Raw genomic sequence first — 24131 nt, 5'->3', positions numbered from 1 at the left:
AGCACCTTCCCCATGACCACCGTGCCCGAGCACCAGCCCGAGTCCGCACCCCTCACGATCACCGTCGACGGCGAGCAGCGCACGGTGGGGACCGGGACCTCCGCCGCGGACCTGTACCGCGAGGACCGCTCCGTCGTGGTGGCCCGGGTCAACGGGGTGCTCAAGGACCTCGCCAGCGAGCTGGCCGACGGGGACGACGTGGAGCGGGTGCTGGTCTCCGAGCCGGAGGGCCTCGAGGTGCTGCGCCACTCCGCCGCCCACGTGATGGCCCAGGCCGTGCAGCAGCTGCACGAGGACGCGAAGCTCGGCATCGGCCCCTACATCACCGACGGCTTCTACTTCGACTTCGACGTCGAGCAGGCGTTCACGCCCGAGGACCTCAAGGCCATCGAGAAGCGCATGCAGCGCATCGTGAACTCCACCCAGTCCTTCCGCCGCCGCGCCGTGAGCGAGGAGGAGGCCCGCGCCGAGATGGCGGACGAGCCGTACAAGCTCGAGCTCATCGGCCTGTCCCAGGGCCCGGGCTCCGGCGGGGACGTGGACGACGCCGCGGAGGGCGCCTCCGTGGAGGTCGGTGCCGGCGAGATCACGATCTATGACAACGTGGACCGCAAGACCGGGGAGACGGTCTGGAAGGACCTGTGCCGGGGCCCCCACCTGCCGGACACCAAGCTGATCGGCAACGGCTACGCCCTCATGCGCTCGGCCGCCGCCTACTGGCGCGGCTCCGAGAAGAACAAGCAGCTGCAGCGCATCTACGGCACGGCGTGGCCGTCCAAGGAGGACCTCAAGGCCTACAAGGACCGCCTCGCCGAGGCGGAGCGGCGCGACCACCGCAAGCTCGGCGCCGAGCTGGACCTGTTCTCCTTCCCGGACGAGCTGGGCTCCGGCCTGCCCGTCTTCCACCCGAAGGGCGGGATCATCAAGCGGGAGATGGAGGACTACGTCCGCGACCGCCACGTCGCCGAGGGCTTCCAGTACGTGGGGACCCCGCACATCTCCAAGGACGGGCTCTTCCACACCTCGGGGCACCTGCCCTACTACGCGGACACCATGTTCCCGCCGCTGCACGTGGACGAGGAGCGCGACGAGGACGGCAACATCACCAAGCCGGGCCAGGACTACCGGCTCAAGGCGATGAACTGCCCGATGCACAATCTCATCTACCGCTCGCGGGGACGGTCCTACCGGGACCTGCCGCTGCGGCTGTTCGAGTTCGGGCACGTCTACCGCTACGAGAAGTCCGGCGTGGTCCACGGCCTCACCCGCGTCCGCGGGTTCGCCCAGGACGACTCCCACTCCTACGTGACGCGCGAGGACGCCCCGGCGGAGATCCGGCACCTGCTGGACTTCATCCTGGGTCTGCTGCGGGACTTCGGCCTCAACGACTTCTACCTCGAGCTCTCCACCCGCGATCCGGAGTCGGACAAGTTCATCGGCTCCGACGAGGAGTGGGAGGAAGCCACCCGCGTCCTGGAGGAGGTCTGCACCGAGACCGGCCTGGACCTCGTCCCGGACCCCGGAGGCGCCGCCTACTACGGGCCGAAGGTCTCCGTGCAGGCCAAGGACGCGATCGGGCGGACCTGGCAGATGTCCACGATCCAGTACGACTTCAACCAGCCGGAGCGCTTCGACCTCGAGTACCAGGCCGCCGACGGCACCCGGCAGCGACCGGTGATGATCCACTCCGCCAAGTTCGGGTCGATCGAGCGCTTCATGGGGGTGCTCGTGGAGCACTACGCCGGGTCGTTCCCCGCGTGGCTGGCCCCCGTGCAGGTCGTGGCGATCCCCGTGGCCGAGGCCTTCAACGACTACCTGCAGGGCGTGGTGGACACCCTCCGGGCCCGGGGCGTGCGCGTGGAGCTGGACGCGGGCTCGGACCGGTTCCCGAAGAAGATCCGCACCGCCTCCAAGGAGAAGGTCCCGTTCGTGCTCATCGCGGGCGGGGAGGACGCCGAGGCGAACGCCGTGTCCTTCCGGTTCCGCGACGGCTCGCAGGACAACGGCGTCCCGGTCGGCGAGGCGGTCGAGCGGATCGTGGCGCACGTCCAGCGCCGCGTCAACGAGGAGCCGACGGCCGCCGTCGTCGTCGAGGACCCCCGCGCCGCCGCGGAGACGGCGGGGGTGGGGCAGTGACCGGGGCGGTGCCCGACGCCGGCCCCCCGCACCACTGGATCCGCCAGGACGAGTTCGAGATCCCCGGGGTGCCCGACAGCTTCCAGCGGCTGTGGACCCCGCACCGGCTCGCCTACGTGCGCGGGGAGGACCCGTCCGTGCGGGAGGACCCCGGGTGCCCGTTCTGCAACGGCCCGCAGCGCGCGGACGAGGAGTCGCTGATCGTCCACCGCGGTGAGCACTGCTTCGTGATCCTCAACCTGTTCCCCTACAACCCCGGCCATCTCATGGTCTGCCCGTACCGGCACGTGGCCGATCTGACGGAGCTCGGGACGGACGAGCTGCGGGAGCTGACGGACCTGACCCGCACCGCGATCGCGACGATCCGCGGCGTCGCGTCCCCGCACGCCTTCAACGTGGGCATCAACCTGGGGGCCGCGGCCGGTGGCTCCCTCTCGGGGCACCTGCACCAGCACGTGGTGCCGCGCTGGAACGGGGACGCCAACTTCATGCCGGTCCTCGCCGGGACCAAGGCGATCATGCAGACCCTCGGGGACACCCGCCAGGACATCGCCGACGCCTGGCCGGTGGTCTGACCCTCTGGCCCGACGCCGGGCCCTGACACCTGCGCCGGGCGCCCTCGGAGAGCTCAGCCGTGGTCGGGAGCGTCCCGGGCCGGCGCCCCGCGCTGCCGGTGGACGAACTCCTCCCGCGGCTGGAGCCCGCGCCGCTCCAGCAGCGCGCCGAGGTCCGGGCGGCGTCCCAGCAGGGCCTCGAAGGCCTCCATCGGAGCGGTCTCGTTGCCCCGGGAGAGCACCTCCTCGGCGAAGCGCCTGCCGTTCTCCCGGGTCGGCCCGCCGCGTGCCGTGAACCACTGCGCCGTGTCCGCGTCGAGGATCTCGGACCAGATGTAGGACCAGTAGCCGGCGGAGTAGCCGCCGGCGAAGATGTGCTTGAAGTACCCGGTCCGGTAGCGGGGGGCGATGCCGGGCACGTCCAGCCCGGCGCGGGCCAGAGACTCCTGCTCCACGGTCCGCGGGTCCGGCAGCTCGGCCGGGTCCTCGATCCCGTGCCAGGCGAGATCCAGGTAGGTCGAGGCGAGGTACGCCACGGTCCGGAAGCCCTGCCCGTGCGCGGAGGCCTCCCGCAGGCCCGCCAGGGTCTCCGCGGGGATCGGCTCGCCCGTGCGGTGGTGGCGGGCGTAGCGCCGGAGCACGTCCGGGTGCAGCACCCACATCTCGTGCACCTGGGACGGGTACTCCACGAAGTCCCGCGGCACCTTCGTCCCGGAGAACGAGGGCAGGTGCACGTCGGAGAGCAGCCCGTGCAGGGCGTGGCCGAACTCGTGGAAGACCGTCACCACCTCGTCCAGGGTCAGCAGCTTGGGCCTGCCCGCGGGCGGTCGCGTGAAGTTCGCGTTGTTGACGACGACGGGGCGCTGCCCGGTCAGCCGGTTCTGGTGGACGAGCGAGCCCATCCAGGCGCCGCCCTGCTTGGTGGGTCGCGTGAACCAGTCGCCCAGGAACAGGCCCACGCCGCGGCCCTCCTCGTCGGTGACCTCCCACACCCGGACCTGGGGCAGGTAGCCGCCCAGGTCGGGGCGCTCGGTGAAGACCAGCCCGTAGAGATCCCGGGCGGTGCGGAAGATCCCGTGCTCGAGCACGGACTCCAGCTCGAAGTAGTCCCGCAGCGCTGCGGCGTCCACGGCGTAGCGCTCCTGGCGGAGCCGCTCGGCCCAGAACGGCCAGTCCCACGCCTCGATCGGGTGGCCGGCCAGCTCCTCGAGCTCGGCCCGCTCCTCGAGCGCGTTGCGCACGGCGGGGCCGGTGATCCGCTCCAGCATCTCGTGCACCGCCTCCAGGGACGGCGCCGTGCTCCCGGCCAGCACGTGGTCGGCGTGGCTGCGGTAGCCGAGCAGCTCGGCCTGCTCCGAGCGCAGCCGGGCGATCCGCGCGGCCACGGGCAGCAGGTCCGTGCGGCTCTGCGAGCCCTCGCCGCCGTGCTCGCCGGTGCCGCGGTTGACGGCGGCGAGATGGATCCGCCGGCGCAGCTCCCGGTCGGTGAGCACCGACAGCACCGGCTGGACGGTGAACAGCGAGGGCGTGAGGAGGTACCGGCCCGGCAGGCCGTTCTCGGCCGCCGCGGAGGCCGCGGCCTCGACGTCCGCGGGAGACAGTCCGTCCAGCTCCGCGGGGTCGTCGACGACCACGGCCGAGGAGTTGACCTCCCGGATCAGGTCGTTGCCGTAGCTGATGCTCAGCGCGGAGAGTTCGTCGTTGATCTCCCGGAGCCGCTCCTGGTCGTCCAGGCCCAGCTCAGCACCCGAGTTCGCGAACCAGGAGACGTACTCGTCCAGCACGCGAAGCTGCCAGGGCTCCAGGTCCGTGCGGTCGACCCGCCGCACCCGGGCGTAGAGGTCCTTGTCGAGCGTGAAGTCCGCCTTGTGCTCCGACAGCCGCGGGGCGAGCTCCTGGTAGATCCGCTGGATGCCCTCCGTGTTGTGGGCGGCGGTCAGCGTGAAGAAGACCGACTCGACCCGGTCCAGGGCCAGGCCTCCGCGCTCGAGGGCCTCGACGGTGTTCGCGAAGGTCGGCGGGTCCGGGTCGGCCAGGATCGCCCGCACGCACTCGAGGTCCTGGGTCATCGCCGCCTCGAAGGCCGGCAGGAAGTGCTCCTCCTTGATCCGCCCGAAGTCGGGCAGCTCGTAGGGGAGAGCGCTGGGGCGCAGGAGTGGGTTGTCCAAGAGCCGGCTTCTGTCGTGGTGGGCGGACGGGCGCGCTCCAGACTATCCTCCCGGGGCGACAGTGGCGCCTGGCGGACACCGAGGGCTCCACGGCAGGCCTGTCAGGGGAGTCCTCGCCGGTCACCGCGGTGCCTGCCCGCGACCTGGGACCCCACCCGGGGGTTCGGGGGCCTCCCGCAGGACGGTGCGGCAGATGGTCGATCGGGCCGCACCGGACAGCTCCGCCGGCTCGGCCCGGCTGTGCTCGCCCTGCGCGTGCAGGGCCATGAGGTGGCGCCGCAGCAGCGGTGAGAGCATCGGCTGCTTGCCGTGCAGACGCCCCTCGGCCCGGGCGACGGCCACGACCAGGCGCAGGGGGAAGGCGGTGGCGAGCACGGTCAACAGCCGGAACGCTGCGAAGTCCACCCTGCGCTGCGGCCGCTTCTGCGGGCCGTTCACCGGGCGCCGGGCCACGAAGCGATGGCCGTACGTCAACACCGAGCGCACGACGATCAGCGCGAGAAAGGAGACCACGACGGTGATCTCACCGGTGTTCGGGTGGAAGGCATGCCTGAGCCTCTGCTCCATGACCTGGATCCAGCCCGGCTTCACGCCCCTCCACGGGCAGCAAGGGTTCCTTTCGCGTGGCGCCGTTGGCTCAGATCCAGGAGGCGAGCACGGGGACGGTGGTCATCAGTCCCAGGGCCACGAAGACCGCCCCGGAGGTGAGCTCGATCTTGCGGGTCACGGTGGGACGGTTGAGCCAGGTGCTGGCGGTGTGGGCGGCCAGGGCCACGATGAGCAGGTAGATCCCGATGGTCGCCGCCACCGTCCCGCCCATGACCACCACGACGAACAGCGCGCCGGCCCCGGGCGGGGTGAACTGGGGCAGCAGGGCCAGGAAGAACAGCCCGGTCTTCGGGTTGGTCAGGCAGCACACCAGCCCCGCGGTGAAGGCCGATCCGGCCTTCCGCTGGGACGGCGCCGAGCGAACCGGAGCGACGGTGACGGTCGACCCCGGGGTCCGTGAGACACCAGCGGTCACCGGGACCGCGGTGGCCGGGGCGGGAGCGTGGGCGGTGATCGCTCGGTAGCCCAGGTAGAACAGATAGGCGCCCCCGAGAATGCGCAGAGCCTGGAAGGCGGCCGGGGAGTTGTTCAGGAAGGCGGCCACGCCCACCGCGACCAGCCCGGCCCAGGCGAAGATTCCGAGTGCGGAGCCGGCAGCGGCCAGCATCCCTGCCCGCCGCCGGCGCAAGGCGAAGCCCAGGGTCAGGACGGTGTCGGGTCCCGGGGTGAGGGCCAGGACCACAGCCACTCCCAGCAGGGCCAGGTAGCTCGAGGCGTCCACGGCAACTCCTTGTCGGTCGGTGATCCGTGGCCTCTACCGTGGCACCGCATCATCCTTCAGCACCAGCAAAGATTTCCGATTGATTGACAGGTGAAAGCGTACAATCGAAGCATGCTCGATCCGCACCGGTTGACCATCCTGCGCGCCGTCATCGCCGCCGGCTCGGTCCACGCCGCCGCCAGGAACCTCCACCTGGCCCCAGCCACCGTGAGCCAGCATCTGCGCGCCCTGGCCCGGCAGACGGGGCTGGTGCTGTTCGAGAAGAACGGCCGGGGCATCGAGCCCACTCCCGCCGCCCGGCACCTGTGCGAGGCCAGTACGGAGGTCCTCACGAGCCTGGAGCGCCTCGAGCGCACCGTGGAGGACCTTCGGCAGGGCCGGGCCGAGCAGATCGCCATCGCCTGCTTCGCGTCGCTGGCCCAGGCCTGGATGCCCGAGGTGGTGATCGCCCTGCGCGCCCAGTCTCCGGACGTGGTGGTGGAGATCAGCATCAACGAACTGCACCCCACCGGAGGCCGCCGGGTCCCGGACGTCGACGTGCGCAACGAATCCCTCGACGGGCCCCTGATCCACCTGGAGGGATACCAGCGCCACGCCCTGCACGAGGAGGACTTCTGCGTGGTGCTGCCGGTCGGCCACCCTCTGGCCGCTCAACCCACGGTGACCATGGCCCAGTTGCGTGATGAGCCCTGGATCGACCACGACATCCACGACGGTCCCACCGGCCGCATCATCACCCGCGCCTGTCACGCCGCCGGCTTCACGCCGCACCACGTCGCCCGCCTCGACGACCACCACGCAGCCACCAGCCTGGCCGCGGCCGGCCTGGGCATCACGGTGCTGCCCCGGATCGCGCTCACCGGGCTGCCCGAGAACCTCACGACGAGGCCGCTGGTCGATCCGACCGTCCACCGGCGCATCGTCGCCCACACACGCACCCACCCCACCCGGTCGCGGCTGATCCACACGACCCTGACGGCGCTGCGCGAAGCCGCTCAGCGCATGCGGCCGTCTACGCCGGTCGAACACTGATTCAGCAACCGCTCCGACAGACCCCGTGATCATCGGACACCCCCGGAGCTGCCCGCGGGCGATGCCGCAGCAGAGGTTCACTGTCCGGGTGTCTCGTCGTGCGACCGTCTTCGGGCGAGCCGCTGCAGTTGCCATCGGTGCACGTCCGGCAGCCAGTCCAACGGGGCCGATGGGCCGACCCGCGGGTCGTCGGGAACACCGCCGTCCCGCAGGGCCTGCACGTACGCGCGATCCTGTTCGATCCGTGTGCGTACCTGCTCAGCTCCGCCGACCGAGCCGTGACCGGAAATGACGGCAGCAACGTCGTCGGCCACGCTCTCGAGCAGCAGCAACGCTTCGAGGTAGTCCTCGATCGGATGCGCTGCCTCCAGATCGAGGAACGGCATCAGGATGTCGGACAGCATGTCGCCGGCGACGAGTACGCCGCGCTCCTCGATCAGCAGCGCCGCATGGCCCGGTGCGTGGGCCTGGTGCTCGAGGATCCGGACTTCGGGGCCGTCCCAAGGAATCCGTGCGGCTTCGGCGGGCAGACCGGTGATGAGACCGAGCAGATCCATCGGGATCTCCTCGGCGAACTCCGGCGGCAGCCCCACGGCTATGCGGGCCCTCCAGTCCGCGTGCGTCAGCAGATCGTGGATGGAGGCCGCGCAGCGGGCCGTACCGTAACGGGGCACGTCGCCGAACATCGCGTGCCAGAGCACGTGGTCCCAGTCGGAATGCGTCGAGAAGCCCGCCACGACGGGGCGGCCCGACTCGCGAAGGTCGTTCGCGAGGGCGGCCATTTCGTCGCTCGTGATACCGGGGTCGACGAGGAGCACACCGCCCCGGCCCTGCACGACCACGGAGTTGCTCCGGATGAACTCGCTCTCGTGCACGAGAACGCCCTCGGCGACTTCCTTCAGCATGGAACGCCTCCGCTGGTGGTGTGCAGCCACTTGTCGAGACGGTAGGACCTGGTGGAGTGGGATGTCCAGCCTCCGGCGGCTTCAGCCGCACAGACACCTCGTACCGTCCTGCATCTGGCACAGCCGGAGGCCAGTGCCTCTCGGCGCCGTCGAGCGGAACTCAGCCCGTTGCCCCCTCGGCCCCGCTGGTCGGTCGCACCCCGGACAGCGCGGTAGGGGTCCTGTCACGCTTCCAGCGGCGGGCAGTCATCCTCGTCCGTCCCGATGTTCGCCCCGGCGGGTCGCTTCCGCCTCCGCGGCATCACGCACACGCGTGTCGGTGGCGTTGTCGGCAGCATAGCGACGGTCGTCGGCGTTCATGTGGTCATTGCTGAGCGCGGCAACCGCCACGTCGAAGTCACTGTGGTGCAAGGCGATGTCGAGCAGCTCCGTCCCGCCCGTCAGCTCCTTCACCCGGTCGGCGGTCCAGTCCTGGACCCGACGTCGATGGTCGGCCTCCCTCTGCGCAAGCTGCCGCATCAACTCGCCCGTGTTGATCACAGAGGTGATGGGATGGGAGTCGTCGTGCTTCGTCACCGTTGTCCTCCTGGGGGGTCCATCTCTGGTGCTTCCATTCATATCCCACGACACCGGTCCCTGTAATCAGGTGCCCGTCCCCTGGTGGCGAGGAGGAACCCGGGACTGCCCCGGGTTCGCCCGACTCGTGAGGACATCCCCGCACAGTGAGGACGAACCTGTGCCCGAGTCCTGCCCGGCGGAACTCCACCGGGCAGGGCTCGGGCGTGCGGCTGGGGATCGTGGTGATGCCGTCGGCCGATGTCCGGTGAACGGGGTCGTTGTCGGGATCCTGGCGGCGGCCGGCCGTGCGGACGTCATCCTGGTCGGGGTCGTTCGTTAAGGCATGTTGCTCGGCAGTGGTTCGGACGGAGCGGACCATGGATCATGGGCCTCGCACCAGCACTGGATCTTGATGGGGAGTGGACGGCAATGGCGCCGAAAACAGTATTTTTGGCCTTCGCGGAGCAGGACGAGTTGTTCCGGGACCTGTTCATCGCACAATGGGCCCGAGCTGGGGACCAGGCCTGGTTCCTGGACTCGCCCGGGAACGGGACGTGCCCGGGCGAATGGAAGAAGGAAGTGCGGGAGCGGATCCGCGACTGCGACGGTGTGATCGCACTGGTCGGCGGCTCCACACCGACCTCGGCCGAGGCGCTGTGGCAGATCGAGTGCGCGGTGGCTGTGGGCAAGCCCCTGCTGGGCCTGTGGGTGGAGAACGAGCACCGGAGCAAGCCCGCCGAGATGGGACCGGCGCGCTGTGAGACCTGGACGTGGGAGAACATCGGGGACTTCATCGACCGGATCTGATCCGGCGGCCGCTGCGCCATGGCCCGTGGGTCGCCATCGACCCGTTGGCAGGGCGGGGTCTCCCGAACCCCGCCGGGGCGAACACCGAGGCGGTCCGCGCCGCGAAGATCGGCCCCGACCGCGGTGTCGGAGGCCCGCCGGCCTCGGCCAGCTTCATGACCCTGCCCCGCCCGAGCAGCCGGCCACCCGCTGAGTGCGCACCTCCTCCACGCCGACTCCCACGATGGCGGCGCTGCCTCCAGGACAGGAGACCGAACGTCTCATGCCCCGGCCTCTGCTCGGAGAGGGGTCGGGCCTTCGTCGTGCTGACCCCACAACCGGGGCGTTCCCGAGTGCACACTGTCCGTGATGAACTGGGCGCTGATGCGCAGCGGAGGAAGGCGGTGAGCATGAAGGGCACGACGAAACAGACCATCGGCACCCTGGTACTGACCTTCGGCGCCGTGACGGTGTTCAACTCCTTCAAGTTCCACACGGTGGATCCGTTCTGGCTGGGCGGGGTCATCACGATCGCCGGCGTGGCCTTCGGGGTGCTGGGGTGGAAGATGATCGCCCGCGGGCGCAGCGATGCCGCCCTGGAGGCGGCACGGCACCACGACGAGCAGGCCGCCCTCCATCGGGCGCACCTCGCCGATGAAGGTCCGCGCGCACGCCACCGGGACACTTCGTCCGAGGACGCCCCTGGGGCGGAGTCCTCGCTGGAGGACCCGCCGGAGCCGCGGTAGCGACTCCGGCGGCGGGACCGTCCGGCGAGGACGACGGACCGGCCGCGCGAGCCGCCCCGTCGGTCCTTCGCGCAGGCGCGCAGCGCTCGCAGAGCACCCGGCGGCCGGACGTCCTGGTCCCGAGGACAGCGATGCGGCAGGGGTGGTCGCCGGCCGGCCGCGACGAGCCGTCAGCCGAGCTGCTCGGCCAGCGCCACGATGATCCCCTCGGGGCCGCGGACGTAGCAGAGCCGGTAGCTGTCCTGGTACTGCGCCACCTCTCCGACGAGTTCCGCGCCGCGGGCTCGCAGGCCGGCGACCGTGGCGTCGATGTCGTCGACGGTGAACATGATGCTGCGCAGCCCCAGCGTGTTCCCCGGCGCGTTCTCCGGCACAGCGCTGACCGCCGTCGGCGTGTGGAACCTCGTCAGCTCGAGCCGGCCGTGGCCGTCCGGGGTACGCATCATCGCGATGTCGACCCGGACGCCGTCGAGCCCGACGACACGATCCACCCACCGTCCCTCGACCGGCGCCTCGCCCTCCAGCTCGAGACCGAGGTCGACGAAGAACGCCACAGCAGCCTCGAGATCGCCGACGACGACGCCCACGTGGTCCATCCGCTGGATCGTCATGGTGGTTCTCCTTCTTCGTGGGCGGCCTGTCGTGGCCCCCGGTGCACCGGGGACGGAGCCGGCGCCGCATTCTCGACACCCGGCAACCTGCCGGGTTCCAGGGACCGGCACGATCCAGGAAAGCACCGGCCTGATGAGTCCGGCAAGGACGAGCCCGAGGACGTGGTGCTCGGGCGATGCGTCGAACGCCCGCCCACAGAGGAGCTCAGTCAGCGAGCACGGTCAGGAGTGCCCGGGGCATCAGTTCACCCGCGCCCCGGTGATGTGCCGTCCGAGTGCGAGCGGCAGGGTCAGCAGCGAGATCGCGCCGGCCACGAGCAGGGCGGTGCTGAACGAGGTCCCGGCGGCGACCATCCCCACCACGACCGCTCCGATGCCGGTCCCGGCGTCGAAGCCGATGTTCCACACCGCGCTGGCGGGGCCGTAGTGCTGCCGGCTGACCGTCTGGAAGGTGACGACCAGGGTGAGGTTCTGCAGCCCGCCGTAGCTGATGCCCACCATCGCTGCTCCGACCATCAGCGCCGGGGCCTCCGTTGCCCGGGGATCGCGGACGGCCCAGGCGATGACCATCATGCCGGCCGTGGTGAGGAGCACCAGCGGCGGGATGAACCTGCGCGGTCCGTGCCTGTCGGACCATGCGCCGATCCGCCAGCGCGCGAGCGCGGCAGCGACACTCAGCAGCAGCAACGCCAGGGCGGTCAGCACGGCGTCGCTGCTCATCTGGGCCATGAAGGTGATCAGCGCACCACCGGCCAGGGTGACGCCGATCAGCAGCGCCATCGGAGGGAGGAGGCTCAGGTAGGGCGCCCGTGCGTCCTCCTCCTCGGGGACGTGGTCCAGCATCCGGGCCAGACCGATCGCGGGCACCGCGGCCACCGTCGGCAGGGCTGCCACGGCGAACACGACCCAGAAACCGAGCTGCTCGGCGATCCAGGGTCCCGCCGACAGGAACAGAACCTGCGGTCCGGCGATCGCCAGGCCGTAAGCGCCGATCGCCTTCCCCCGGCGCTGTGGCTCCACCAGCTCGGCCACCAGGGCGCTGCCGGTCACGGTCAGCACGCCGAAGCCGAGCCCGCGCACCGCGGACAGTGCCAAGGTCGGCCCGAGGGCATCACTGAAGCCGTGCGCCAGGGCGGGCAGTCCCAGCAGGAGCATGCCCGCGACCAGGACCGGCGCCCAGCCGAAGCGGCGCAGCGCCCTGGGGACGAACAGCTGCGTGAGCACGGTGAAGAGCATGAGCACGCCGTTCACCAGGCCCGCGCCGACGGCGTCGGCGCCGCCGCGCACCGCCCACAGCGGCGCGACCGCCAGCAGCGCGGCGTACCCCGAGAAGCCCAGGACGGTCATGGTCAGCAGCAACGGCATCCCCGGCGCCCGCCAGACCGAGGTGCTCACCACCGGCCGAGGCCCGTGAGGACGGGTCCGTGCTCATGGGACGCGCCAGCGGTGGCTGTGCCGACCCTTCGGCCTCGTGGCGCTGCGGGTGGCTGCCTGCTGCGGGCATCGATGATCGACATGGTCACGCCAGCCTATGCCCGGCGTCCCCTCAGCCGGGCCCTCCGCGCAGCACGTCCACGTGCACGTGGTCGAGGTGACGCAGGATCTCGTTGCCGGGGTCGGGCGCGTCGTAGTCCTGCCACTGCCCTCGCGCGCTGTGGACGCTCCAGACCCGGTCGTCGAAGATGACGTACTGGACGTCCAGGTCCTCGGCATGAGCGACCAGCCAGTGGGCCAGCAGCCACCCCTCACGACGGTTCTCCTCGGTCACCGGGCGGAAGAAGATGTCGATGCCACGGCCGTCGTAGTGCGTCGACTCCGCTCCGTGCCCCTGGTCGACGCCACCGGGGGCGAACCCGCCCAGGCTCTGGTCGCCGAAGACCTCCGTCATCGCCTCGCGAAGCTGCTCGGCGCGCGGTGTCAGGCCGGTGCCGGTCAGCTGCTGCTCCTGCAGGTCCCCGGCGGCCGAACCCCGGCACCACAGGCTCGCACCGGCGTCCCCGGGCGGCCCGGCGGCCAGGCGCTGCAGCACCGCCTCGTCGATCCCGGAGGTGTCCGGGGCCTCCACCCCGCGGGCGGAGAGCGCCACCGCCGTCGTGGCCAGCTTCGCCTCGGCACGGTCGAGCCCGACCTCTCCCTCCGACGTCTCGACCACGCACTCCGAGCCCCATCGCAGCCAGCCGTCCCCGCCGCGCGGGCCGCCGAGCACACCGGGTCCGAGGAGCAGCACGGCGCCCGCGAGCCCCCCGAGCAGAAGCAGAAGGCTCAGGAGCGACCGCCAGGGGCGGCGCCGGCGCCCCTGCGTCCCGTCGGCGGTCATCCCGGGGACAGACGTGCAGGCAGCACGGCGGCCCCCTGGGGGCCGGTGTCGACCGGCCCCCGGGCCGGGGCTGATCCGACGACTCCGGCGCCGGTCACGGCGATCTTCCCTGCGATGGCGCACCTGCTTCTTCTGACGGCGTGGACGTTCCAGCTATAGCAGAGCAGACGGCACCCGGCGAGACCCTCCACGAAGCGGCCGGGGCCGGCGGCACGGTCGACGTGGAGGGGATCCTGCACCGGCTCTCGCCCGCCGGGGGCGCCCGGAGCCGGGGCCGGCTCCACGGCGGACCCCGCCGCGGGGTGTTCGTCCCACCGGTGGGGACGACATGGCCGAATGCCGTCCCACCCAGATGTGCGTCGGGGCGGGAAACCACGGAAGGCGCCCGCGCACAGGCCAGGAACCCCGCGGACAGGGCCCCGCGGGCACCCGAGGCCACCGTGAAATGACCTCTGCCAACGCTCTGCACAGCGTGAAGAAGCCGACACCCAGGCGCCGGCTCGATCCGGCTCTCTCCAGGAAGGTCACATGCTCCGCTGCACCGTGTCCGGCTCCCTGCCGTGCCGGTGCCACCGGCCCCGGCACGGCGCCCCGACCGTCGGTCCACCGGCGCACGACGGCAGCACCGGGCCCGGAGGACCGCCGCACAGGATCGAGAAATGCCGGTCAGGAGGGGTGGTCGAGGTCGTCCCCGTCCCAGGACAGGTCGTCGGAGGGCTCGATCCGCACCGCCTCGAGGACGCCGTCCTCCAGGACGGAGGTGATGAGGTCGTGGGATCCGCCCACGACCGTGGAGTCCCAGTCGATCTCGGAGGCCACACACCACGCCCGGTCGGCGGGCCAGATCAGCTGGGGCATCGGACCCGGGAGCTCGTGGTGCCATCCGATGCCGGCGCGCCGGGGCCAGGCCGGATCGCTCAGCTCGTGGGCCGTGGTCTGCAGCAGCACGTAGCGGCGGTCCGGCAGCTCCAGCAGCGGTCCGTGGGCCAGTGCCCGGGCCACCTCCGGGTCGACGGCCGCGACCACCGCGGCCCGCAGCTCAGCCCGCGCCGCGCGTCGTTCTCGTGCGGTGGCCCCCTCCCGGACCAGGGGAGCGCTGCGGTGCGGGTACAGCTCACCCCATCCGTCCCACACCCCGAGCATCAGCTCCTGCGGGGTGGTGGTGGCGGGAGCCGCCAGGACCATCAGACGGGCCAGCAGGTCCGGCTCCAGTCGCCCGGTCTCCGGCGGACCCAGCACCCAGCCCCCACGCAGGACCACCGTTTCGCCGGCGTCGCCGGCCACCTGCCGCCACTGCACCTGCGGGTGCACAGTGCTCCCGGTCTCCGCCGCCACCCGGCCCCAGGTCCAGGAGGCCTCCTCGTCGACCGGGCCGCGACCTTCCGTCGTGCGCGCGGGGCCCGACGAACCGGCGGTGCCCGGATCAGGGGTCCGGCGATGCCCCGGTGCCGGGTGCAGGATCCTGGCGTAGGCGGCGAAGCCCTCGGGCACCGCACTGCCGACCGTGCCCCAGGCCGCACTCAGTCGTGCACGGATCCACCCGCCTGCCTCGATCTCACCGCTCCAGCGCATGAGGCGATGCTGTCACGCGGCCGCGCCGAGCGGGAGCCCGGGTGTGCCGGCGGTGCGTCCCGGCACGCACCGCACCCGTGGCCATGCTCGGTCCGGGGGCCCTGGCAGGCGCCTCCGGGCACGAGGAATCCTCGCGTCACGGCTCACTGACGTCCCGCCCGTCCGTTCGCCTCCGCGCGACCGGCGGCGATCTGGGCGGCCCAGCGCACGCGGAACGGCCGCCGGTCCCGGTCGGCCGGATCCTGCGACCGCGCCACCACACCCGCCGCCCCGTCCTCGACCCCGGCGGTCTGCTCCCGGGACCGGCGGGCGGCGTGGCGCTGGGCGGCCGCGATGGCCTCAGCCCGGCGCTGCTCCGTCTCAGCCGCCCGGCGCTGGTCGACAGAGCGCATCGGTGTGCCGTCCTGGTGGGCCCAGGCGCGCAGGCGGGCGGCGAACCAGGCCCCGGGGTTCTCGATCCCGGTCACGGCGTCGTGGGTGTATCGGACCCCCTGCGGGGTCCAGTCCAGGGCGTTCAGGACGTCGGCGACGCTCCAGCCGGCCTCGAAACAGGGCTCGGCCACGGCCACGACGTAGGCGGTGCTGATCCGGCGCAGCACCAGGGCGTGGTGCTGGAGCTCCAGCCCCGCCAGGCGGCGCACCTGCTTCCAGTCCTGACGGGTCGCCCCCGCGGTCGTCGGGCGCACCGTCGCATGGACCGGCCACAGCGGGGCGGTCCGCCGGCCCAGGGCGGCCTGGACCTCCCGCCGGTGCGCGGCGGTCTCGGCGGAGGCCCGCCGCGCGGCCGCATCCCTCGGGGAGAACGGCTCGCGCGCCGGCGGGGGAGGCCAGGCACCCTCCGCAGGGACCGGGCCGGCACGTGTATCCACAGGCACTGACTCCTCTGCTGGCTCCTCGGGGACGTCCTCGGCGGTCCACGGCTGCGGCGAGCAGCCCCGGCCTCAGGACCCCGGTTCGCGTCCACCACGTCACGCCTTCCTGCATCCGACCGGACTGGACGACCAACAGCATCATGCCTTCCGGATCACGGACATAGGCGATGGTCTCGCCCCACGGCATGGAACACCCGCTCGTAGAAGGCCCTGGTGCCCAGCAGATCCGCACAGTTGATGATGGGGAACAGCTCGTGCCCTGTCATGGTCCGACAGTACCGGCGGAGCCGACAGTGGCCCACGCAGGACCGGCGACAGGATGTGGCGGCCAGTGCGTCTGCCGGCCGATGTGGGGCCGGCGCGCGGAGACTCGTCCGGACCGTCGGCCCGAGGTGGGGTTGGTGGGGGCGACCCCCGAGTCCCGGTGGCAGGTGTCCCTGTTCTTCGTCCTGGCGTTCGCCAGCACCTGGTGCGTGCCGATCCCGGCGGCCGGCATCCGTGCGGCGGGAGCCCGGCCCGCCGTGGTCCGCAGGGCCCGGGGCGGGGGCGTCCGCGGGCGCGGCGTCGTCGTGCGGGGTGCCGACGCACGGGGTGCCGAAACATTGGTCCGAGGCCACGACGACGGCCGGGACGCGGGAGCACACTGGAGAGCGGGACTCCCGTGCGGAAGCCCGCCGGGCGGACCGGAGCCCGGGCGTCCCGGTGGTCCCCGACGGGCAGTGCCCCGCGGGGACGGCCTGCACCGGCCGGGAGGAGCACCATGACCACGCCCACCCCGGACCGCCGGGACACAGACCGCCGCACGCGGACCGGCGCTCCGGTCCGGCGCCGACCCCTGACGGTCTTCCTCCTCCTGGCCCTGGCCCTGGTCCTGGGCTGGGGAGGGCTGACGGTCCCGGTGCTCACGGGCCTGCCGGTGGAGCCGTTCCTGCTGTTCCTCACCTTCGTGGGACTGCTGGGGTCCGCGTTGTTGGTCACCCGCCTGGTCGACGGGCCGGGCGGGATCCGCCGGTTGCTGGGGCGGGCCTTCGCCTGGCGCTTCGGTCCCGGGCGCTGGGCGGTGATCCTGCTGGGCATGCCGATGCTCACGCTGGCGCTGGCCGCGGTCACCGGCTCCCTGCGGAGTCCTCCGGGCGGCTGGGCGCACGAGGCGGGGTGGTACCTGTTCAGCACGCTGATCTACGGGGCACTGGCGCTGAACCTGTGGGAGGAGACGGCGTGGGGCGGTTTCCTCCAGTCCCGGCTCACCGCCCGCCACGGCCTGCTGGTGGCCGCGGTGCTCACCGGCCTGCCCTTCGCCGCGATCCACCTGCCGCTGTACCTGGCCGAGGGCTGGAACGGCGACGTCGCCAGGAACATCGCCCTGCTGGTGCTGCTGGCGCCCGTCTACCGGTACCTGCTGGGCATGCACCTGCTCGACACGGGCGGCAGCGTGCTGGCCCTCGGCATCCAGCACGCCTCCTGGAACGCCGCCGGCGGCCTCGGGGCCGTGACGGGGGAGTGGCAGGTGATGGGGGCGGTGGTCCTGCTCACGCTCCTGGTGGCGCTGGAGCGGCGGGTGCGGGGACAGGGCTCCCGACCGCTGGGCCGGGACGCCGAGCGCCGGGCGGCGGCCGCGTGGACGGAACCGCGCAGCCCCGGCCCGCCGGCCGGGGACGCCGGGACGTGACCGAGCGGACGCGCCCGGGACCCTGCGGCGCGCGGGCCTGCCACCACCGGCGGGGCGAGCCCGTGGAGCCGGCCGTCCCCTCTGTCCGACGCCCCCGGGACCAGCTCAGGAGAATGCCATGACACTGCTCGTTCCGCTCATCGTCACGATCGTCGTCGTCCGGGTCCTGGCCGTCCGGGCGAGCCGCCGCAGGGCCGGCCCGGATCCCGGCTGGGCCGCGGCCATGGCCTGGGGGATGGCCGTCGTGTTCGTCATCACGTCCATCACCCACTTCGTCGAGCCGTATCGATCGGGCCTGGTCGCCGTCGTCCCGCGTGCCCTCCCGGCGCCCGAGGCGCTGGTGACGGTGTCGGGCGTGGCGGAGATGCTCCTGGCCGCGGGGCTGCTGGTCCCGCGGACCCGTACCGTGGCGGCCGCCGCGGCCATCGCGTTCCTGCTGGCGGTGTTCCCGGCCAACGTGGTCGCGGCGCAGGGGGTGGACCACCCGCACGCCCCCGACACACCGTTGCTGCCCCGGCTGGCCCTGCAGCTGGTGTTCATCGGGACCGTCACGGTCGTGCTCGTCTCCGGGCTCAGGCGGCGGAGGCGGGCCGCCGCCGGTCCGTGACGGAGCGGCACCACCAGCGGGCCCGCGCCGGGCACCCGGGGCGCCCCGGCGAGGCCCCGGACATCGGCCCGTCCCGCATCCCGGGCCAGGACCTCCGGACCGGCCTCCACCCGCGTGGCCGAGCGGGGCAGGCGCCGGGTGCGGCTCCGTCGTCGTCGCCCGTTCCCCGTGCCCCGGGGGGAAGGCGACGACCCCGCTCGGTGGGCACACCCGGGTGCCCGCCCCCACCCGTGCGCAGACCATAGGATGGAGCGCATGTCCAGACCCCACGTGCGCCTGCTCGGCCAAGGCATCCGGTACCTGACCACACTGCGCGGCGGAGGCTCCGCCTTCCCCGGCCTCGTGATGGAGCGGCTGCACCCCGGGTTCGTGGCCGAGGAGCTCGCGAAGCTGCCGCACGGCGTGGTGCTCATCAGCGGCACCAACGGGAAGACGACCACCACCAAGATGGCCGTCCAGCTGCTGCGCTCGCAGGGGTACAAGGTCTTCACCAACCGCACGGGCTCCAACTTCGTGCGCGGCGTGGCCGCCGCCCTGCTCGGGGAGATGAGCCTCACCGGCCGCCTCCACGCGGACATCGCCGTGCTCGAGCTCGACGAGGCGCACGCCGTGCACTTCGTCAAGCAGGTCAAGCCCCGCCACGCGCTGCTCCTCAACGTCATGCGCGACCAGCTCGACCGCTTCGGCGAGATCGACACCACCCGGCGGATGCTCGCCCAGATCGCGGCCGCCACCACCGGCACCGTGGTGCTCAACCGGGAGGACCCGCGGATCGTGTCCCTGGCGGAGTACGTCCCGGACGGCGCGCAGACCCGCTGGTTCGGCCTGTCCGCGCCGCTGCGCCCCATGTTCCCCTCCGACGACGACATGCGCTCGGCCGGCGGGCCCGACGCCGAGGAGGACCACGAGCAGGAGCTCGCGCCCCGGCCGGGCGCCGACGTGGAGCTGACGTCCTTCGAGGCGAACCGGGTCCGGCTCACGGTGGGCGGTGAGCCCGTCGAGACCACCGTGGAGCTCTACGGCGTCTACAACATGTACAACGCGGCCGCCGCGCTCGCCCTGGCGCTCGCCGTGGCCGGTCCCGACGCGGACCGCGCCGCCCTGGTGGACGAGCTCTCCCGCGTCACCCCCGCCTTCGGGCGCGGGGAGACCATCACCGTGGACGGCCGCCCGCTGCAGCTGCTGCTCGTCAAGAACCCCGCCGGGTTCCGCCTCTCGCTGGCCTCGGCGCGGCCGGGCGACTACGCCACGATGATCGCCATCAACGACGAGTACGCCGACGGCCGCGACGTCTCCTGGCTCTGGGACGTCGACTTCCACTCCCTGCGCTCGGGCGGGGTGGACGTGGTGGCCGGCACCCGGGCGTGGGACATGGGCCTGCGCCTGGACTACGACGAGGTCGCGGTGCGCGAGGTGGTCCCGGCCCTCGGCGACGCCCTGCAACGCTTTCTCGCCGGGGCGGGCGAGCGGCCCATGCGCGTCTTCTGCACCTACACGTCCATGCTCGAGCTGCGCCGGGAGCTCTCCCGCGTGGCCGAGGTCGCCGAGATCTGAGCGGAGCCCCCCATGACCGACCGCACCGTCCACCTCGTCCAGCTCTACCCCCGGGACATGAACATATACGGGGACTGGGGCAACACCCTCACCCTCAAGCGCCGGCTCGAGAAGTACGGCTACGCCGTGCGGCTGAGCGACCACAACCCCGGGGACCCGTTCCCGCCCGACGCCGACCTCCTGGTGGGCGGCGGCGGCCAGGACTCCGGGCAGTTCCGGGTCCAGGAGGACCTGCAGCGGATCGCCCCCGAGCTGCGCGCCATGGCCGCCGACGGCGTGCCGATGCTCGCGATCTGCGGCCTCTACCAGCTCTTCGGCCACGAGTTCCGCACCGGCGCCGGCGAGACCCTGCCCGGCATCGGGATCCTCGACCTGACCACGGTGGGCGGGCCGACGCGCCTGATCGGCAACATCGTGCTGGAGTCCCCGGAGTTCGGGACCGTCGTCGGCTACGAGAACCACTCCGGGGTCACCCGCCTCGGCCCCGACCAGGCGCCGCTCGGGACGGTCCTCAAGGGCGCGGGCAACAACGGCGAGGACGGCACCGAGGGCGCGCGTGTGCACCACGTGGTGGGCTCCTACCTGCACGGGTCGATGCTGCCCAAGAACCCCGCCGTGGCCGACCACCTCATCCGCGCCGCCGTGGAACGCCGGCTCGGGGCCTTCGACGCCGCTCCGCTGGACGACACCCTGGCCGAGCGGGCCCGCGAGGTCGCGCAGGCCCGGCCACGCTAGACCCCCGGCCGGGGGCGGACACACCCGGTAGAATGGGGCAGGACTTCTCCGGCCCGTCCCGGCCACCGCCGGGGCGGGCCGTGCCGGGACGACGACCGACGCGTCCCGGCCGACCGCCAACGACTTCCCGAGGAGGGACGCATGTCAGGACACTCCAAGTGGGCCACGACGAAGCACAAGAAGGCCGCGATCGACGCCAAGCGCGCGAAGGCCTTCGCCAAGTACATCAAGGGCATCGAGGTGGCCGCGCGCATGGGCGGGCCCGACACCGCGGGCAACCCGGCGCTGGACCTCGCCGTGTCCAAGGCGAAGAAGAACTCGGTGCCGGTCGCGAACATCGACCGCGCGATCAAGCGCGGCGCGGGCCTGACCGGTGAGGTCGTCGACTACACCGAGATCCTCTACGAGGCCCGCGGCCCCCAGGGCACGGCGCTGTACATCGAGTGCCTCACCGACAACAAGAACCGCGCGGCCTCCGAGGTGCGCGTGGCCGTGACCCGCAACGGCGGCACGATGGCCGACTCCGGCTCCGTGGCCTTCCTCTTCGAGCGCAAGGGCGTCGCGGAGGTCACCCGCACCGACGGGCTGACCGAGGACGACGTCCTGATGGCCGTGCTGGACGCGGGCGCCGACGAGGTCGTGGAGCAGGAGGACGTCTTCGAGGTCGTCTCGGAGGCCACCGACCTGCCGGCGATCCGCACGGCCCTCGACGAGGCCGGGCTCGAGTACAACAACGACGACCCGCAGTTCCGCCCGAGCATGCTCGTGGAGCTGGACGCCGAGGGCGCCCGGAAGTTCCTGCGCCTGGTCGACGCCGTCGAGGAGCTCGACGACGTGCAGAACGTCTACGCCAACGCGGACATCCCCGCCCAGGTCCTGGCCGAGCTCGACTCCGAGGACTGACCACGGCCACGCAGCGGATCCTCGGGGTGGACCCCGGGCTGACGCGGTGCGGGTTCGGCCTGATCGACATGGCCGGCAACCGCACCGCGTCCTTCGTGGACGTCGGCGTGGCCGGCACCGACGCCGCCGACCCTCTCGACGTGCGCGTCCTGCGGATCTGGGAGGCCACCGAGCGGTGGATCGAGCGGTACCGCCCCGACGCCCTCGCCCTGGAGCGCGTGTTCGCCCAGACCAACGTGAACACGGTCATCGGCACGGCCCACGCCTCCGGCGCGGTGATCGCCTCGGCGGCCCGCCACGGCGTGCCGGTCGCCTGGCACACCCCGTCCGAGGTCAAGGCCGCGGTGACGGGGGAGGGACGGGCCGACAAGGCGTCCGTGGCCCGCATGGTGGTCCGCATTCTCCGGCTCGACGAGGCGCCCCGTCCCGCCGACGCCGCCGACGCCCTGGCCATCGCCATCTGCCACGGCTGGCGCGGTGGCGGCACGGGCGTGGACGCGACGGCCCGGACCGAGACGCACCAGGGCGCCCGCCCCCTGGCCGCCGCCCGCACGGGCATGACGCCCGCCCAGCGGGCCTGGGCCGAGGCGGAGCACCGCGCCAAGCGGGGCCGGCGCGGCTGAGTCGGTGTCCACTGCTAGAGTGGCCCGCGAGTCGTCATTCGTAGATCTGTTCGAGCAACCGTGCTCGGCCCCCGCCGGGGCACGGGAAGGAGCCGCGCGGTGATCGCGTCCATTACGGGACAGGTCGAGCACGTCGGCCTCACCACCGCCGTCGTGGCGGTGGGCGGCTTCGGCGTCCAGGTCCAGGCGACGCCGGAGACCCTGGCCGGGCTGCGGATCGGCAGGGAGGTCCGCCTCGACACGGCGTACGTGGCGCGCAAGGACGAGGCCCCGCTGCTCTTCGGCTTCCGCAGCCCCTCCGAGCGCGAGGTCTTCGAGATCATGCTCGGCGTCAGCGGCGTGGGCCCCCGCACCGCCCTGGCGGTGCTCTCCGTGCTGGGTCCGGACGACGTCCACCGCGCCATTGCGCAGGGGGACGCCAAGGCGTTCACCACCGTCCCCGGCATCGGACCGAAGGGCGCCCGCCGGATCGTGCTGGAGCTCGCCGACAAGCTCATCGTCCCGGACCGTCCCGCCCAGCCCGCCGCCGCCCCGATGGAGCCGTGGCGGGCGCAGGTGCTCGAGGCCCTCGTGGGTCTCGGCTGGCAGGAGAAGGACGCCGCCCGGGGCATCGCCGACGCCCTCGCCGGCCGGGAGGAGCTCGCCGCCTCCGGGGACGTCCCGACGATCCTGCGCACCGTGCTCGCGTGGCTCGGCGCGGCCAAGGCCGGCGCCCGGGCCGGCGCGGAGCGGGGAGTCTGAGCATGGCCCGCGAGGACGGCGCCGCCGTGAACTCCCGCGACCGTCTGGTCTCGGCGGAGGACGAGCCGGACGAGAAGCAGCTCGAGTCGGCACTGCGTCCGGCCAACCTCGACGAGTTCGTCGGGCAGAAGCGGGTCCGCCAGCAGCTCTCCCTGGTGCTCGAGGCGTCCCGGCTGCGGGGCCGCTCCGCGGACCACGTCCTGCTCTCGGGCCCGCCCGGGCTCGGCAAGACGACCCTGGCCATGATCATCGCCGAGGAGATGGGCGCGCCCCTGCGGATCTCCTCCGGCCCGGCCATCCAGCACGCCGGCGACCTCGCCGCGATCCTCTCCTCCCTGACCGAGGGGGAGGTGCTGTTCCTCGACGAGATCCACCGCATGTCCCGGCCCGCCGAGGAGATGCTCTACATGGCCATGGAGGACTTCCGGGTGGACATCGTGGTCGGCAAGGGCGCCGGCGCCACCTCCATCCCGCTGGACCTGCCGCCCTTCACCCTCGTGGGCGCCACCACCCGGGCAGGCCTGCTGCCCGGCCCGCTGCGCGACCGCTTCGGCTTCACCGGTCACCTCGAGTTCTACTCGGTGGAGGAGCTCGAGCTCGTGCTGCGACGCTCCGCCGGGCTCATGGACCTCGCGATGACCGCCGAGGGATTCGCCGAGGTGGCCTCCCGGTCCCGGGGCACCCCGCGCATCGCCAACCGGCTGCTGCGCCGGGTGCGGGACTGGGCGCTCGTGCACGGCGTCGACCGGATCGACTCCCGCACCTCGTGCGCCGCCCTGGACATGTACGAGGTGGATGCCCGAGGCCTGGACCGCCTCGACCGCTCGGTGCTCCAGGCCCTCGTGACCAAGTTCGGCGGCGGGCCGGTGGGCCTGTCCACCCTCGCGATCGCCGTGGGCGAGGAGACCGAGACGGTCGAGACCGTGGCCGAGCCCTACCTGGTCCGCGAGGGCCTGCTCGGCCGGACGCCCCGGGGCCGGATCGCGATGGCCGCGGCCTGGGAGCACCTGGGCCTGCGCCCTCCCGAGCACGCCGCGTTCAAGGACCCCGGGCTGCGGGCGGCCTTCGGCGGTCCCGCGGCGGCTCCGGCCGCCGCCGAGGACGACCCGCCCCTGTTCGAGGACTGAGGAGCGAGGGCCGGGCGCTTTCGGGAACCGGTGCTCGCACACCGGGTGGTGTCCAGGGCGCTGAAGGCCCGGATCGCCTACCATGGTGGGGACACCCACCACCGATCGAACGGAAGTCCGTGAGCTCGCTCCTCGTCACCCAGTCCCTCGCCGCCCAGGCCCCCCAGTCCACGGGAGGCGGCACCGCCTGGTTGCTGCCCCTGATGCTCGTGGCCATGGTGCTCCTGCTCTGGCTGCCCATGCGCCGGCAGAAGAAGGCCATGGCCCAGGTCAAGGAGAAGCAGGCGGCCATGGGCCCCGGCACGGAGGTCATGACGAACTACGGCCTCTACGGCACGGTGCGCTCGATCGACCGGGACACCAACAAGGTCGTCCTCGAGATAGCCCCCGGCACCGCCGTGACCGTGCACCTGCAGACCGTCACCACGGTCGTCGAGGACGAGACGGTGCCGGCCGCTCCCGAGACCGAGGCGGAGCCGTCGGTGATCGAGCCCGACGCCCCCGGCGCGGGGTCGACCCAGGTCGATCCCCTCGACGACGACGCCCGGCGCGATCCCGGGCAGCGCAACGACTGACCCCCCACAC

The 24131-nt window shown here is 72.6% G+C and carries 24 protein-coding genes; 14 read left to right on the top strand and 10 right to left on the bottom strand.

What is annotated here, in order from left to right; genetic code table 11:
* Positions 1–12 precede the first annotated feature (12 nt).
* Both thrS and ACH9D2_RS12420 read left to right on the top strand, forming a co-directional pair.
* Complete coding sequence (gene thrS, locus ACH9D2_RS12425) at positions 13–2136, top strand: threonine--tRNA ligase (protein WP_396363111.1); 2124 nt, start codon at positions 13–15, stop codon at positions 2134–2136.
* 8 nt (positions 2137–2144) lie between these two features.
* Positions 2145–2711, top strand: a complete 567-nt coding sequence (locus ACH9D2_RS12420; RefSeq protein WP_396363110.1) for an HIT family protein — start codon at positions 2145–2147, stop codon at positions 2709–2711.
* Positions 2712–2764: 53 nt separating this feature from the next.
* Here the strand turns inward: ACH9D2_RS12420 and ACH9D2_RS12415 are convergent, their stop codons facing one another.
* From ACH9D2_RS12415 to ACH9D2_RS12405, 3 genes are all read right to left on the bottom strand, one after another.
* The gene (locus tag ACH9D2_RS12415; RefSeq protein WP_396363109.1) at positions 2765–4858 is read right to left on the bottom strand and encodes a M3 family metallopeptidase; all 2094 of its coding nucleotides are present in this window, start codon (positions 4856–4858) and stop codon (positions 2765–2767) included.
* Between the two features lie 120 nt (positions 4859–4978).
* On the bottom strand, positions 4979–5449 hold the full coding sequence (locus ACH9D2_RS12410) for a hypothetical protein (protein ID WP_396363108.1): 471 nt from the start codon (positions 5447–5449) through the stop codon (positions 4979–4981).
* 46 nt (positions 5450–5495) lie between these two features.
* Positions 5496–6188 (bottom strand): LysE family transporter, encoded by a 693-nt coding sequence (locus ACH9D2_RS12405; protein ID WP_396363107.1) that lies wholly within the window; start codon positions 6186–6188, stop codon positions 5496–5498.
* Between the two features lie 111 nt (positions 6189–6299).
* On the opposite strand from ACH9D2_RS12405, the gene ACH9D2_RS12400 reads away from it, so the two are divergent.
* Positions 6300–7220, top strand: a complete 921-nt coding sequence (locus tag ACH9D2_RS12400; protein WP_396363106.1) for a LysR substrate-binding domain-containing protein — start codon at positions 6300–6302, stop codon at positions 7218–7220.
* A gap of 77 nt (positions 7221–7297) precedes the next feature.
* On the opposite strand, the gene ACH9D2_RS12395 is transcribed toward ACH9D2_RS12400, so the two are convergent.
* Positions 7298–8125 carry an MBL fold metallo-hydrolase gene (locus tag ACH9D2_RS12395; protein ID WP_396363105.1) on the bottom strand — a complete coding sequence of 276 codons (828 nt, stop codon included), beginning with the start codon at positions 8123–8125 and terminating at the stop codon, positions 7298–7300.
* A 246-nt stretch (positions 8126–8371) separates the two neighbouring features.
* Entirely contained in the window at positions 8372–8701 is a 330-nt protein-coding gene (locus ACH9D2_RS12390; RefSeq protein WP_396363104.1) for a hypothetical protein, read from the bottom strand.
* 366 nt (positions 8702–9067) lie between these two features.
* On the opposite strand from ACH9D2_RS12390, the gene ACH9D2_RS12385 reads away from it, so the two are divergent.
* Together ACH9D2_RS12385 and ACH9D2_RS12380 are read left to right on the top strand one after the other, a co-directional pair.
* A complete protein-coding gene (locus tag ACH9D2_RS12385; RefSeq protein WP_396363103.1) occupies positions 9068–9490 on the top strand; it encodes a hypothetical protein in 423 nt (140 codons plus the stop codon).
* 389 nt (positions 9491–9879) lie between these two features.
* Positions 9880–10215 carry a hypothetical protein gene (locus tag ACH9D2_RS12380; protein ID WP_396363117.1) on the top strand — a complete coding sequence of 112 codons (336 nt, stop codon included), beginning with the start codon at positions 9880–9882 and terminating at the stop codon, positions 10213–10215.
* 170 nt (positions 10216–10385) lie between these two features.
* Here the strand turns inward: ACH9D2_RS12380 and ACH9D2_RS12375 are convergent, their stop codons facing one another.
* The 5 genes from ACH9D2_RS12375 to ACH9D2_RS12355 all read right to left on the bottom strand — a co-directional run bounded on the left by ACH9D2_RS12375 (position 10386) and on the right by ACH9D2_RS12355 (position 15584).
* Positions 10386–10826 carry a VOC family protein gene (locus tag ACH9D2_RS12375; protein WP_396363102.1) on the bottom strand — a complete coding sequence of 147 codons (441 nt, stop codon included), beginning with the start codon at positions 10824–10826 and terminating at the stop codon, positions 10386–10388.
* A gap of 240 nt (positions 10827–11066) precedes the next feature.
* Complete coding sequence (locus tag ACH9D2_RS12370) at positions 11067–12221, bottom strand: MFS transporter (RefSeq protein WP_396363101.1); 1155 nt, start codon at positions 12219–12221, stop codon at positions 11067–11069.
* Between the two features lie 151 nt (positions 12222–12372).
* Positions 12373–13143 carry a hypothetical protein gene (locus tag ACH9D2_RS12365; RefSeq protein ID WP_396363100.1) on the bottom strand — a complete coding sequence of 257 codons (771 nt, stop codon included), beginning with the start codon at positions 13141–13143 and terminating at the stop codon, positions 12373–12375.
* 666 nt (positions 13144–13809) lie between these two features.
* Positions 13810–14715, bottom strand: coding sequence for a hypothetical protein (locus ACH9D2_RS12360; protein WP_396363099.1), 906 nt, complete (start codon positions 14713–14715; stop codon positions 13810–13812).
* 143 nt (positions 14716–14858) lie between these two features.
* A complete protein-coding gene (locus ACH9D2_RS12355; RefSeq protein WP_396363098.1) occupies positions 14859–15584 on the bottom strand; it encodes a hypothetical protein in 726 nt (241 codons plus the stop codon).
* A 763-nt stretch (positions 15585–16347) separates the two neighbouring features.
* Here ACH9D2_RS12355 and ACH9D2_RS12350 point away from each other — a divergent pair.
* The 9 genes from ACH9D2_RS12350 (at position 16348) to yajC (ending at position 24121) form a co-directional block, all read left to right on the top strand.
* Positions 16348–17256 (top strand): CPBP family glutamic-type intramembrane protease, encoded by a 909-nt coding sequence (locus ACH9D2_RS12350; RefSeq protein WP_396363097.1) that lies wholly within the window; start codon positions 16348–16350, stop codon positions 17254–17256.
* A gap of 118 nt (positions 17257–17374) precedes the next feature.
* Complete coding sequence (locus ACH9D2_RS12345) at positions 17375–17863, top strand: DoxX family protein (RefSeq protein WP_396363096.1); 489 nt, start codon at positions 17375–17377, stop codon at positions 17861–17863.
* Positions 17864–18109: 246 nt separating this feature from the next.
* A complete protein-coding gene (locus tag ACH9D2_RS12340; RefSeq protein WP_396363095.1) occupies positions 18110–19417 on the top strand; it encodes a MurT ligase domain-containing protein in 1308 nt (435 codons plus the stop codon).
* Between the two features lie 12 nt (positions 19418–19429).
* On the top strand, positions 19430–20152 hold the full coding sequence (locus ACH9D2_RS12335) for a type 1 glutamine amidotransferase (RefSeq protein ID WP_396363094.1): 723 nt from the start codon (positions 19430–19432) through the stop codon (positions 20150–20152).
* Positions 20153–20293: 141 nt separating this feature from the next.
* Complete coding sequence (locus ACH9D2_RS12330; protein ID WP_396363093.1) at positions 20294–21055, top strand: YebC/PmpR family DNA-binding transcriptional regulator; 762 nt, start codon at positions 20294–20296, stop codon at positions 21053–21055.
* A 26-nt stretch (positions 21056–21081) separates the two neighbouring features.
* Positions 21082–21678 carry a crossover junction endodeoxyribonuclease RuvC gene (ruvC, locus tag ACH9D2_RS12325; protein ID WP_396363092.1) on the top strand — a complete coding sequence of 199 codons (597 nt, stop codon included), beginning with the start codon at positions 21082–21084 and terminating at the stop codon, positions 21676–21678.
* Positions 21679–21777: 99 nt separating this feature from the next.
* Entirely contained in the window at positions 21778–22419 is a 642-nt protein-coding gene (ruvA, locus tag ACH9D2_RS12320; RefSeq protein ID WP_396363091.1) for a Holliday junction branch migration protein RuvA, read from the top strand.
* Between the two features lie 2 nt (positions 22420–22421).
* Entirely contained in the window at positions 22422–23546 is a 1125-nt protein-coding gene (ruvB, locus tag ACH9D2_RS12315; RefSeq protein WP_396363090.1) for a Holliday junction branch migration DNA helicase RuvB, read from the top strand.
* Positions 23547–23665: 119 nt separating this feature from the next.
* A complete protein-coding gene (yajC, locus tag ACH9D2_RS12310; protein WP_396363089.1) occupies positions 23666–24121 on the top strand; it encodes a preprotein translocase subunit YajC in 456 nt (151 codons plus the stop codon).
* Positions 24122–24131 lie beyond the last annotated feature (10 nt).

The sequence above is a fragment of the Kocuria rhizosphaericola genome (assembly GCF_044462205.1).
GTDB lineage: Bacteria > Actinomycetota > Actinomycetes > Actinomycetales > Micrococcaceae > Kocuria > Kocuria rhizosphaericola.
This window is presented reverse-complemented; position numbering and strand designations above follow the sequence as displayed.

Excerpts from the sequence above, each read along its gene's own strand:
- thrS (WP_396363111.1), top strand. The coding sequence starts at position 13 with ATGACCACCGTGCCCGAGCACCAGCCCGAGTCCGCACCCCTCACGATC.
- ACH9D2_RS12400 (WP_396363106.1), top strand. The coding sequence starts at position 6,300 with ATGCTCGATCCGCACCGGTTGACCATCCTGCGCGCCGTCATCGCCGCC.
- ACH9D2_RS12395 (WP_396363105.1), bottom strand. The coding sequence starts at position 8,125 with ATGCTGAAGGAAGTCGCCGAGGGCGTTCTCGTGCACGAGAGCGAGTTC.
- ACH9D2_RS12385 (WP_396363103.1), top strand. The coding sequence starts at position 9,068 with ATGGGCCTCGCACCAGCACTGGATCTTGATGGGGAGTGGACGGCAATG.
- ACH9D2_RS12380 (WP_396363117.1), top strand. The coding sequence starts at position 9,880 with ATGAAGGGCACGACGAAACAGACCATCGGCACCCTGGTACTGACCTTC.
- ACH9D2_RS12375 (WP_396363102.1), bottom strand. The coding sequence starts at position 10,826 with ATGACGATCCAGCGGATGGACCACGTGGGCGTCGTCGTCGGCGATCTC.
- ACH9D2_RS12365 (WP_396363100.1), bottom strand. The coding sequence starts at position 13,143 with ATGACCGCCGACGGGACGCAGGGGCGCCGGCGCCGCCCCTGGCGGTCG.
- ACH9D2_RS12360 (WP_396363099.1), bottom strand. The coding sequence starts at position 14,715 with ATGCGCTGGAGCGGTGAGATCGAGGCAGGCGGGTGGATCCGTGCACGA.
- ACH9D2_RS12350 (WP_396363097.1), top strand. The coding sequence starts at position 16,348 with ATGACCACGCCCACCCCGGACCGCCGGGACACAGACCGCCGCACGCGG.
- ACH9D2_RS12345 (WP_396363096.1), top strand. The coding sequence starts at position 17,375 with ATGACACTGCTCGTTCCGCTCATCGTCACGATCGTCGTCGTCCGGGTC.
- ACH9D2_RS12340 (WP_396363095.1), top strand. The coding sequence starts at position 18,110 with ATGGAGCGCATGTCCAGACCCCACGTGCGCCTGCTCGGCCAAGGCATC.
- ACH9D2_RS12335 (WP_396363094.1), top strand. The coding sequence starts at position 19,430 with ATGACCGACCGCACCGTCCACCTCGTCCAGCTCTACCCCCGGGACATG.
- ACH9D2_RS12330 (WP_396363093.1), top strand. The coding sequence starts at position 20,294 with ATGTCAGGACACTCCAAGTGGGCCACGACGAAGCACAAGAAGGCCGCG.
- ruvB (WP_396363090.1), top strand. The coding sequence starts at position 22,422 with ATGGCCCGCGAGGACGGCGCCGCCGTGAACTCCCGCGACCGTCTGGTC.